Source organism: Chitinophagales bacterium (assembly GCA_016787225.1).
Lineage (GTDB): Bacteria > Bacteroidota > Bacteroidia > Chitinophagales > JADJOU01 > CHPMRC01.
The window spans coordinates 273,225-285,365 of the sequence record JAEUUY010000011.1; the positions used below are offsets into that span (position 1 = coordinate 273,225).

Below are 12,141 nucleotides of genomic sequence, written 5' to 3' on the forward strand. Positions count from 1 at the left end.
CAGGCAAATAATCGGTCATCCGTTGAGCGATATCTAATTTCTAGTAAGCGTAGGTAATATTTTTGTGAGCGCAATTAAGTCAATGATTTCAATCGCTCGGAGAATTCATGTTTTCTGCGATAAGCTAGTGGCAAGGTTTCGCCATTGTTTAGCACAATTTGACTTCCTTCTAGTTTGTCCACAGATTTCACTTGATAGAGATTGACCATATAGGAGCGATGAATACGGAAAAAATTTTTATCTTGAAACATATCTTCGTATTCGCTCATAGTCTTCGTACTTAGGACTTTTCCTTGGGTCGTATAAAATTCAGTATAGGTATTGTCTGCTTTAAAATAGAGAATGTCTTTTATATCTAGTATTTCTGTTCCTCGTTGCGAATTAATAACCAGTTTGGTGATTTCTTTCATCTGGTCTAAAGGTTGGATGGTTACAGCATCTTTATTTTTGCCAGCAACACGTTCTGATGCTTTAAGCACCGCATTTTGCAATTCATCTATCTTTACTGGTTTCATCAGATAATCCAAAGCTGAAAATCGAATGGCATCAATAGCATAGTGATTAAAAGCCGTCACGAATATGACTTCGAAAAACACAGGATGTAATCTTCGCAGCAAATCAAATCCAGTATAAGGAGGCATATCTATATCCAGAAATACTAAATCTGGTTTGTGAAGTAGTATGCCTTCATACGCCGCATCGATTGAATCAAAAACACCGAGTATCTCTACCTGAGGGCAGTAGGTTGATATCATATTGACATTGAGCTGGAGTGCCCGATCTTCGTCATCGACGATAATGGCTTTGATTTTTTGAGGATTCATGGGTTAAAGATAAAAAGGTTTTGGAATTCAGAGGTGAATTGATTTCTCCTTTTGGTCGAAATGACAAAAGCAAAGTGTGGTGTTTCCAAAGTAATTGACTAATTAATTCAAGAGGTATATATCGAGTTTGTCACTAAAGTTAATTTAGACAGAGGAGAAATCATCTATTTTGGCGTTAACCTAATTGTTTTTCCACACATAGTTACGCGCCTTGTCACAAAAGTTTATCTCGACGAAGGAGAGAACAAAAGGGAGATGTCTAAAGAATTAAAGGTGAATTGATTTCTCACTATGGTCGAAATGACAAAAGCAAAGTGTGGTGTTTCCAAAGCAATTGACTAATTAATTCAAGTGGAATATATCAAGTTTGTCACTAAAGTAAATAAAGACAGATGAGAAATCATCTATATTGGCGTTAACCTAATTGTTTTTTCAAACATACTTACGTGCTTTGTCACATCGAGCGAAGGGAGATGTCTACATTAAACTGAAGTATTAGATTTCTCCCTGCGGTCGAAATGACAAAAGCCAAGTGTCGTACTTGCAACACATTAATTCAAAATAGCAATAAATCAATCTAGCTTACAAACCCCATTCTTCCTCTAAAAAACTCCAACTAGGATTCATAATTTCTATCAATTTATTCTTTTTTACTCTCGACCATTTCTTTAATTCTTTTTCTCGTTCGATAGCATGCTGAATATATTGAAATCTTTCATAATAAACCAAATAGCAACAGTTGTATTTTGCGATAAATGAGTTAGGGTTCGATTTGGTTTTGTGCTGGTCTAGTCTGGATTCTAGGTCATTTGTCACGCCAATGTATAGAACTGTTTTAGTGTAATTGGTTAAAATATAAACATAATAATTGTGTGTTCCTGTTGGTTTCATTGGATAAAAATAAAAATTGTTTTGTAATTTTATTAGATGAATTTCCGTGTCATAAAATTTTATATCGACATAGGAGAGAAGCGAAGGGAGGTACTACCCAAATTCTCCAAGGTCCTTCATACAAATGAAATGAAGCTATACTTTTATTTCAACATGCAATTGTTTTAAAATTATGCACTTTCGCTTTGTCACATCGACCAACGGGAGATGTCTATGGTTTGGTAGGTAATTAGATTTTTCGTGTTCCCTCCTTTGTCGAGACAGGCCCGAAATGACAAAAGCGAAGTGTGGTTTGTTCAAGTAAAAAGTATAATTGATTCAATTGGTATTTTCCGAGTTTGTCACATCGAGCGAAGAGAGATGTCTTCCTTTCTGGAGGCAAATGGATTTCTCCCTGCAGTCGAAATGACAAACTCGAGACTGAGGATATACAATAAAACTTTCGCTTAAATCCTATGACCAATGATAATAATCTAAATCGGCACCACCAACTCCGACACTGTTCCATTTTCAGAAAACCGAATATCCAATCTTCCCTTTCTTCCATCTACCTCATAGACCTCTAATCGTTCGCGGATGATATCCAAGGCTGCTGATGTATACGATTTTGAACTTTCTTCTCGCTTGACCAATCCATTGCCATTGTCCTTTATCTTAATATTCAACCAATGTTCATCTACAGTCATAATCACCACTTCTATTCGTCCCCTTCGCTCTTTCAAATTAGAGACGCCATGTTTTATGGCATTTTCCAGAAGTGGCTGAACTAGCATGGAAGGTAGTTCTATATCATTTTTATCCACTACGTCGACTATAAAATCCACATCAAACTTATTCACATATCGTATCTTCTCTATTTCTGCATAGTCTTTTAGAAACTGAATCTCCTTCTCTAAACTTAATTTATCTACCCGAGCCAAATCTAACATTTTTCTTATCAGAGAACTGAATTTGGCGATAAAGTCCATAGCTTCTCGCTCGTTGTGAGTAGAGATAAAATGCTGCACCGTGTTCAAAGAATTGAAAATAAAATGAGGATTCATCTGCCCTTTCAAAGCTTCCAATCTATGCTGCGCCATCTGTTTCAATAGGGTTTGCACCTCTAGATTTTGTTTTTGTTTTCTTCGCAAATAGCTGATATACAAAAGAAATCCTCCTGAAACTGCTAATAGCGTCATCAGCGAAATAAACCACCATGTTTTGTAATATGGTGGGGAAATGGTAAAACGATAAGTCCAGACTTTACTTTTTCTCAACTTTGGATAGTGTTTGTCAAAAGCAAAAACTTTCAAGGTATAATCTCCTGGCGCTAGACCACGATATATGATAGACGGATTGTCTGAAATGACAGGCGCTTGATCTATAGGCGTTAATTGATAAGAAAACTGCATTTCTCTATTTCGCTGATAATAGAAGGCAGAAAAATTAAACTGAAAGGTGTTTTGATGATGATTCCATTCATTATTGTTAAATTCGTAAAAGGAATCATTAACTAAATAGCTCTCTAATTTTATGGGGATTGAAACTTGCTTTATTGAATCTCTCATTGGAATAATTGTAATACCCTCACGAGTGCCAATGTAGATATTACTCTCGCTCTCAAGCGCCGAATATACTACTTCAGACCGCAAACCATCAGACGCAGTATAGGAACTAATGGTATAATATAATTTCTTACCTTCTATTCTATATTTTACTCGATTAAATCCCAAGTTAGTGCACACATTAATATAGTTACCATTCCTACTTGGATAGGCTCTATTAATGGAATTGTCTAATAATCCATTCAATTTGTTTAAGTGAAAATAGTTCCCCTGACTCCAAAAAACCACTCCATTATTAGTGGAGAATATCATAGTGCCATAACTATCCTGTTGTATATGTTTTACCATTTCTGCATTAGGCACTGGCAACTTCATTCCTACGAAAGTTTGCATTGTTGAATCTGAATATTTTAAACCTGCTTCTGCACCAATCCAGATTTTTTTATCATTGGATTGAAATGCATTAAATACTCTACCTAAATATGGTTCCCATTCTAATACCTTGCCATTAGTATACTTTAAATGTCTTAGCCCTCTAAAATTAGAGTATAAAATTTCGTTCTTATTTAATTGAACAGCATTTTTACAAGAATTGACAAACTTGTCTAATGGAAGTTGTGTTTTTAGATTATAACTAGTTTGATCTCCTATGGTAAAAACTTCATCATTTAGTTTAAAGAAGTCTAAAACTCTTGATGCGCCTTCAGAAAATTTTTGATATCTGTAATATTGGTCATTCGTAAGATTTACCACCTCATTTTCATCTAATCCTGCATAAATATTGCCCTCAAAACTTTTAATGGTATAAACAGGACGCTTTAACTCATTAATCACTTTGGGAAGACTTAAGGTATTTGAGGATAAACGGACAACACCATTAGATGTGGAGATCCATAACTGACCATTATTATCTAAAAAAGCTGCTATTAAACTCTTAAAATAGGGCCCTTTTACTACTCTTTTATTATTAGTAAACAAATACAAATGATTGTTGGCTTTGAAGAAAAATGCATTGCTATCATTAAAAACTGGAAAGCTGACAACACCATCTATTTTACCCTTAAATACAACCTTACCTCTTTTATCCAGAATGAAGGTGGTAAAATCTAATAACTGAACTACTTTAAAATCTCCAATACTATAAAATACAATACATTTCATCTTCAATTCTAAAGTATTAAAATTATGCAGAATAGATGGGTAACTTGAATCAATTAGTTTTAATTCATGAATAGAACCCTGTAAACTATAATCCCAGTCTTTGATTTTTAAATCCCTTATTAGAGTCTCCTTTAACTCAAGCGTATAATAATTCATTTCAATTTTAATGTCTTTAGTTGATTGTTTTTCCATCTTTTCATAGCTATTAATGAGAAATGAATCCCTTTGTTTTAAAAAATCAATTCTAGAAAAGAAATAGCGCGGGACATTTTTCAGTCTAGGATAATTTATTTTATTATAGATTTTCCCGTTTAAATAAAAACAAAGGTCACCCCCAAAACAAGTTATCCATACTCTTCCCAATGGGTCTGGGTAAAAGCCTGTCACTTCATTCGAGGTTAAGCCATCATCTACTGTAAATGTTTTTATGGTTTTGCCATCATATCTTGCGGCACCATTATCTGTCCCTATCCAGATATATCCTTCCTTATCTTGACTAATAGTGCTGATATTATTACTCGGCAGTCCGTCTTTTTTAGTCAGATGTTCTAAAATGACCTGAGAGTATAGACATGAACAGGTCAGTAAAAATAGAATAGTTAGAATTCTTGTTTTCATATTCTTATTTTAAACTACCCCACCTCAACAGCCAAAACACTAATATCATCCTTCAAATCTTCTGACACGTTTATCCCTTTGACTTTTTCGCGGAAATAGTCCGTAATTTCATGTGTGGATTTTCCTAGGCATTCATGATGGAGGATATAACTGAGTTCGTGAGTGGAGAGAAAAGGTTCGTGGTCTATAGTAAGATTAAGGAGTCCATCAGTATAGAGGAGGAGTTGTTTTTTATTTTGGAAGTGCAGCTTGCCGAGTTCTATAAATGGTAGGTCTCGGAACATACCGAGCAAGGTAGTGCCAGTTTCTAGCCACAGGGTTTCCTGCTCATCATAGAGAGGTATAGGTGGATGACCAGAATTGATATAGACGAGGCGTTTGTCTATGGTGTTATATACACCTAGGAATAGGGTAATAAATTTTTCGCCATCTGTCAGTTCATATATTTTAGCGTTGATGAGTTGGATGGCTTCTTCCAGTTTTATATCGCGCATCAATGTAGAGCGAATAAAGCCTATAAAGTGAGCCATAATTATGGCAGCATTGATTCCCTTTCCAGATATATCACCTATACAAAACCCTATTTTATAATCATTGATAGGGATGACATCGTAGAAGTCTCCACCTACCTGATAGTTAGGCACATATAGCCCTGAGGCACAGAAGGATTTATTGCAGTAAAGATTTTTAGGTACAAGCATTTGCTGCATCTTAGCGGCTAGTTCAAGGTCTTGACGCATATAGCGGCGGTCATTTTTAGTTCTATAAGCTGTCGTAAGATAAATATGCAATACTAAAGCTCGAATACTTGACCATATTTTTATTATATCTAAATCTGTATTGTAATAACAAACCAGAATGTCTCTCTGCTGATAGTTGACAAGCTCCTTTTGCGTTTGAAATTGGTAATGATACTGATGCTCTAGCCAAGTAGTCTCGCGTTTTTGTTCGTCTAGCCAAGCTAATTTATATGATGTGACCCCTGCTTCGATTAGCACATGCGCTATATAGCGCTCCATTTCAGGGATTGTAGCTTGCCTCGCTAACAATGCTATGGTTTCGCCTTCTAATTTGTCTAACATAGTTGATATTTTGAGCGAAGGCAGTTAATTCCCATAATATAATTATTACAGCCTCAAACAGCTATTTTAAATACCGCTATAAAATGAAAAAGACTAGCAGCTAATACAAATAAATGCCACAGCGTATGTGTATATTCTCGTCTTTTGTTGATATAAAAAACCACACCTGCTAAATAAGTTATGCCTCCAAATAGAATATATCGAAATACATCATCTGGCATGTTTTCAAGGATAGGCTTTATAATAAACAAAACCATACAACCTAAGAATACATATAGAACAATCGAAAAAGTTTTAAATCGCCCCATAAAGAAAAATTTCAACATGATACCAGCAATCAAAATGCTCCATAGTATAATGAGAAAAACGGCTCCTAATGGATTAGCCACATACTTCCCTACTACAGGCGTGTAGGTGCCACCTATGAGTAAAAATATAGCCATATGATCTAAGGTGCGAAATTTAGTTTTGAGCTCTCTATTTTTAGTGAAATGGTAGAGAGATGAAGTAGAGAATACAGCAATAAGGCCAATGGAATAAATAACCAAGCCTGAAATACTAACATGATCTGGCTTCATAGCAGCCTGATATACTAGGTATGGACAAGCAAACAAGTAAAAAACTAAACCGCAGAAATGAGTTCCATAGTTAAGCTTCTCCTCTATTTCGGTATAATCTCTGTAGGTACCCAATTTTTAATGTTGAATGATTAATTCTAAATTTTTAATAGTTATATAAACTCCATACTTCTTTTCAAACAGCAAAAGCATTGGAAAATTTTCACTATTAACTTTTAACTATTGGCTAGAAACTATAAACTTCTATAATGCTTCTTTTCGAGCACTACTCCTTTCTTCACCTTGATAATTCCAGGGTTAGAGCGAATCATAGTTTTGAGTGGCGTACCATCCGCACGAACCATATCCATATGTTCCCCTGCTTTTTTATCAAATTCTGGGGTAGATGTTCCTACCATACAATATACATTGATTCCTTTTTTTCGCATTTCTTTTGCAAAAGGAATGATCTTTTCATCAAATGCTTTCATATTGGTCTTATTCACATCATAGCACACTACCCAGTAAGACTCTGCTTCTTCGTTGAGAATACTATAGGTGACATCATTGTGCTCGAGGTCTTCAAATCGCAAATTATTAATAGGTGCTGGTTCCCCTTCATCAATGACATTTTCTTTTCTATCTACAAATTTCCAAGCAGTGTCCGTAGGAATATTGTTCATGTCAAATTCCTTTTGTTCACCTGAAGCATTATTTTTATATATAAACATAAAGTCAGCTTTTCGAGGTCTGATTTCTTTCATTTTTTCGTTGATATCATTACCTACGGCATAGTGTCTGAAATCGATAACAGGCTCGCCCCAATAAGTACTATAAAGACAGAACAAAGTAGCTAAGAAAAGGGAAATCCGTGTCAATGCACATGCTTTTTTCTCATCGAGAACATGGGTAAGCTTATGAGAAAACGCTACAACATAGAGCGACATGATGGTCAAGAAAATATCCTTGTAAAATGTCTCCCATGGTTTTAATTTCATAAAATCACCGAAGCAACCACAATCCGTCACCTTCATCTTAGTTTTGTCAAAGGCACAGGTAGCACAGGCTCCTCCCATTTTGCAATACAAGAAATATAAGAGGACAGCAAGAGTTAGAAGTGTCAAACCCTGCCATCGCTTTTTGTGATTTTGCACAAATGAAAACAAAAACAGGACTGCTAATAAAACAGCAGGAACTATTATTGCTTGCTTTGTAAGGCAGTATCCCGATAAATAGGAATAGCCTGTAAGATATAGGAAAAATAAATTGATGGCCAATAAACCTATTGCTGCCCATCTCATTTTACAACCAAAAATTATAGCAAACCCTAAGACAATTTCAGCTACAATCATTATGATAGAAATAGGCACACTAAAATGGGCCATTTGTTCCCATAAAGCTGGCATACCATCGCGTGCAAAACTTTCAAAATATTCATGCATTTTATATGACGTTCCTAGTGGGTCAATTGCTTTGACAAATCCCGAGAAAACAAAAAGAAGTCCCAAGAAGTATTGACAGAAATTTAGTAAAAGTCCATCGCTTTTATTTTTATGTTTTCTATAGAAAGAAATAGCAAGAGATATAATAGCAATGATGATAAACAACTTTTGAATCGTCATGGATATAAATTTTAATATATGCAAACTTATTAAATATTTAGATAGCACGTATTTAAAAAAAATAAATTTAAAATTGAATAGGAGCCTATATTTGTTTTTTATAAATTAACTTAACCAAAGCATTTTGAAATTAAATCCAAGTTTTATTATTCTAGCTTCATTATCTCCGATTTCTATGCTAGCCGCTGGTAGTTTGGAAGAAAAAATAGACCGAACGGTGCAGCCCACTGTAGAAGTCTTGAGTAGTGTTATTTTCTTTAAGCCTTTTACATTTATAGGTTTCGATATTAAAATAGTAGTCTTATGGCTCGTCCTAGGAGCAATTTTCTTTACTATCTATTTTCGATTTATCAATTTTCGTTTGTTCAAGCATGCTATAGATATAACTCGAGGGCTCTATGATAAGAAAGGCTCAAAAGGCGAGGTTTCTCATTTTCAAGCCCTAGTTACTGCATTATCAGGCACTGTAGGCCTTGGCAACATATCAGGAGTAGCCGTCGCTATCAGTCTCGGTGGAGCTGGTGCTACTTTTTGGATGATTATTGCAGGTTTATTAGGCATGACTTCTAAATTTGTAGAATGTACCTTAGGTGTGAAATACCGACATATCGATGCGAAAGGGGAAGTCTCTGGTGGTCCCATGTACTATCTCGCTCAGGGTCTAGCAAAGCACAATAAAGAAAAACTCGGAAAATTTTTAGCTATAATATTTGCAGTATTGTGTGTCGGAGGTTCATTCGGCGGCGGTAATATGTTTCAGGCAAATCAATCCTACGCCCAACTGGCCAATGTCTTTCCGCAATTCGCTGGCAATGGTTTTGTATTTGGCGTGCTGCTAGCTATTTTTGTAGGAATAGTAATTATAGGAGGAATTAAAAAAATAGCTAATGTAACCGACAAATTAGTTCCATTGATGGTGGCGATCTATTTAATTTTTGGTTTGATAATAATTGGCAAAAATATATTTCAACTTGATGAGGCTTTCATGAAAATACTTACTAGTGCTTTCAGTGCCAAAGCCTTATTTGGAGGTGCTGCTGGAGCAATAGCTGTCGGGTTTCAACGAGCTGCATTTTCCAATGAAGCAGGAGTAGGTTCGGCCGCTATAGCCCATTCGGCTGTAAAGACCGATGAACCATTGACCGAAGGAATCGTAAGTTTACTAGAGCCATTTGTAGATACCGTGGTTATTTGCACCATGACGGCCTTAATTATCATTTTTACAGGTTTTGATAGTGCCGGTGGCACATTGACAGGCTCTGAGCTCACTTCAGCAGCCTTTTCATCAGTAGTGCCTTGGTTCAAATATGTATTAACAATCTCTATATTGTTTTTTGCATACTCTACCATGATATCCTGGTCCTATTATGGATTGAAAGCATGGACTTTTTTATTTGGTGAAACAAAAAAAATGAAAATGACTTATAACCTAATATATTTGTGCTTTGTGGTGATAGGAAGTTCTGCAAGTCTAGCTAACGTTATGGAGTTTTCAGATATGATGATACTAGCGATGGCTTTCCCTAATATTTTAGGACTTTATATTTTAGCCCCAGAGATTAAAAATGATTTAAATTTATATTTATCTAAACTCAAAACATTGAAATAAATGAAAAGACTATTCTCACGAGTAAAACCAATAGGTGCGCTCATAGCTGAAGCTAAAGCAGAAGGACATGATACTCTCAAAAGAACCTTAACCGCGCCATCACTAGTGATGCTCGGTATAGGAGCCATTATCGGTGCGGGGTTATTTGTCAATACGGCACGAGCAGCTGCAGAGCATGCAGGACCTTCTGTTTCCATAGCATTTATTTTGGCTGCATTAGGTTGTGCATTCGCTGGTTTATGCTATGCCGAATTATCTAGTTCTATTCCCATAGCTGGTAGTGCATATACTTATACTTATGCTACTATGGGAGAATTATTGGCATGGATTATTGGCTGGGATCTCGTATTAGAATATGCTGTAGGTGCTGCCACAGTCGGTATAGCTTGGAGTGAATATTTTAACAATTTTCTGATTCATGTCATGAATATGAATCCTATTCCTTATGAGTGGTGTCATTCGCCAATGGAGAGTATCAACATTTTGAAATATGTACCTGGAATGGATATCAGTCGGTTAGAGAATGTTTTAACTAAAGAAATGGTTGTCAATTTACAAGGAAATGGCTCTCTTATTTTACCAAAAGATATAGCTACGAATCTTGCACCTGCTATCAGTCAGCATATGGTTACTCATCATGGTATCGTAAATGTTCCCGCTTTTCTTATAGTGAGTTTACTGTCATTAGTTTTAATTAAGGGCACAGAAGAGTCTGCCTTTATCAATGGTATTATCGTCATAGCCAAAGTAGCTATAGTGATCTTAATTATAGGTATAGGTTGGGGATTTATGAATCCTGCTAATCATACCCCTTATATTCCGGAGGTTACTACATATATTAATACACATGGAGCCAAAAGTGATTTTGGCGGATTCTGGGGTATAGTCAGTGCAGCCGGTGTGGTTTTCTTTGCTTTTATTGGATTTGATGCTGTGTCTACCGCAGCCCAAGAGGCAAAGAACCCTGAAAAGACTATGCCCATAGGCATTTTAGGCTCACTACTTATCTGCACCATACTTTATGTTCTTTTTGCGCATGTTCTGACAGGAGTAGCCACTATCGATGATTTTAGAACGAATGGAAAGGAGGCTTCCATCGCATTTGCCATTCAAAAATATATGACTGGCTTTAGTTGGCTAGCTAAGGCTGTAACAGTTGCTATTCTTGCAGGATTTAGCTCTGTAATTTTAGTCATGCTAATGGGTCAATCCCGTGTGTTCTTTTCGATGGGTAAAGATGGGCTATTGCCAAAGGTCTTTTCTGAAGTTCATCCAAGGTTTAAAACCCCATACAAAGCCAATCTAATATTATTGGTTTTCGTAGGGGCTATTGCAGCCCTAGTGCCAATCGATATAGTAGGTGAAATGACAAGTATAGGAACCTTGTTTGCATTTATTTTAGTGTGTGTCGGAGTCATTGTTCTTAGAAAAACAAACCCTGAATTACCTCGCGGATTTAAGACTCCACTTATGCCAATTGTACCAATTTTGGGTATTGTTTCATGTGGACTCATGATGGCGGGGTTAGATAGGACTAATTGGATTCGACTTGCTGTATGGCTGGCTTTAGGTCTGATTATTTATTATATTTATGGAAAGAAACATAGCAAGATTGGTCAAGAGTAATTTTAAATATAGATGTATACCCCCGAACTTTTAGAACTCGATCACTTATTTAAAATTCAGCCATTGGAAGGCTTTTCGCCTCAAATAGGACATTTGGTTTCACAGATGAACTATGCCCGTATCACAACCTTCGATGCAGTCAAAGATTTATCGATTTCAGATTTAGATTTCTTATTAGATGAAAATGCAAACACTATCGGTATGTTGCTTTTGCATATAGCTGCAGTAGAATTTGACTTTCATAAAGAAACTATTGAGAATAGGGCCCTTGACGATAAAGAATTGGAATGTTGGCGTCCAGCCTTAGAACTTGGAAATCTAGGAAGAGAAAAAATTAAAGGTCATTCCCTAGAATTTTATATCGAACAATTAGCTCAGGTTAGAAAAAAGACCTTAGAAGATTTTCAGAAGCTAGAAGATTCTTGGCTATATGAGGAGTCTGATTTTTGGGATAATAAAAAGGGAAACAATTATTTCAAATGGTTTCATGCTTTTGAAGATGAAATAAATCATAGAGGTCAGATACGCATGATACGCAAGAGATTAAAATAATTTACATACTAAAACAAAGATTTCTGCGTTGTAATAGCAAATTAAGTTAGTGCAA

General features: G+C 35.8%; 9 protein-coding genes. 3 read left to right on the top strand and 6 right to left on the bottom strand.

The features are described from left to right. Positions 1–74 precede the first annotated feature (74 nt). From JNL75_04350 to JNL75_04375, 6 genes are all read right to left on the bottom strand, one after another. Positions 75–824: a response regulator transcription factor gene (locus JNL75_04350; GenBank protein MBL7789047.1), complete on the bottom strand. Its 750-nt coding sequence runs from the start codon at positions 822–824 to the stop codon at positions 75–77. 582 nt (positions 825–1,406) lie between these two features. After that, positions 1,407–1,715, bottom strand: a complete 309-nt coding sequence (locus JNL75_04355) for a GIY-YIG nuclease family protein (protein ID MBL7789048.1) — start codon at positions 1,713–1,715, stop codon at positions 1,407–1,409. Between the two features lie 473 nt (positions 1,716–2,188). Continuing rightward, on the bottom strand, positions 2,189–5,038 hold the full coding sequence (locus JNL75_04360) for a histidine kinase (protein ID MBL7789049.1): 2,850 nt from the start codon (positions 5,036–5,038) through the stop codon (positions 2,189–2,191). Between the two features lie 14 nt (positions 5,039–5,052). Further along, the gene (locus JNL75_04365; GenBank protein ID MBL7789050.1) at positions 5,053–6,120 is read right to left on the bottom strand and encodes a serine/threonine-protein phosphatase; all 1,068 of its coding nucleotides are present in this window, start codon (positions 6,118–6,120) and stop codon (positions 5,053–5,055) included. A 53-nt stretch (positions 6,121–6,173) separates the two neighbouring features. Next, positions 6,174–6,812, bottom strand: coding sequence for a hemolysin III family protein (locus JNL75_04370; protein ID MBL7789051.1), 639 nt, complete (start codon positions 6,810–6,812; stop codon positions 6,174–6,176). 119 nt (positions 6,813–6,931) lie between these two features. After that, entirely contained in the window at positions 6,932–8,299 is a 1,368-nt protein-coding gene (locus tag JNL75_04375) for a DoxX family protein (GenBank protein ID MBL7789052.1), read from the bottom strand. 124 nt (positions 8,300–8,423) lie between these two features. Here JNL75_04375 and JNL75_04380 point away from each other — a divergent pair, with 124 nt between their 5' ends. Genes JNL75_04380 through JNL75_04390 form a run of 3 tightly spaced genes read left to right on the top strand, consistent with a single transcriptional unit; the run spans position 8,424 to position 12,086 of the window. Next, on the top strand, positions 8,424–9,908 hold the full coding sequence (locus JNL75_04380) for an alanine:cation symporter family protein (GenBank protein MBL7789053.1): 1,485 nt from the start codon (positions 8,424–8,426) through the stop codon (positions 9,906–9,908). Then, the gene (locus JNL75_04385) at positions 9,909–11,534 is read left to right on the top strand and encodes an amino acid permease (protein ID MBL7789054.1); all 1,626 of its coding nucleotides are present in this window, start codon (positions 9,909–9,911) and stop codon (positions 11,532–11,534) included. Between the two features lie 12 nt (positions 11,535–11,546). Beyond that, positions 11,547–12,086 (top strand): DUF664 domain-containing protein, encoded by a 540-nt coding sequence (locus JNL75_04390; GenBank protein ID MBL7789055.1) that lies wholly within the window; start codon positions 11,547–11,549, stop codon positions 12,084–12,086. Positions 12,087–12,141: the final 55 nt, after the last annotated feature.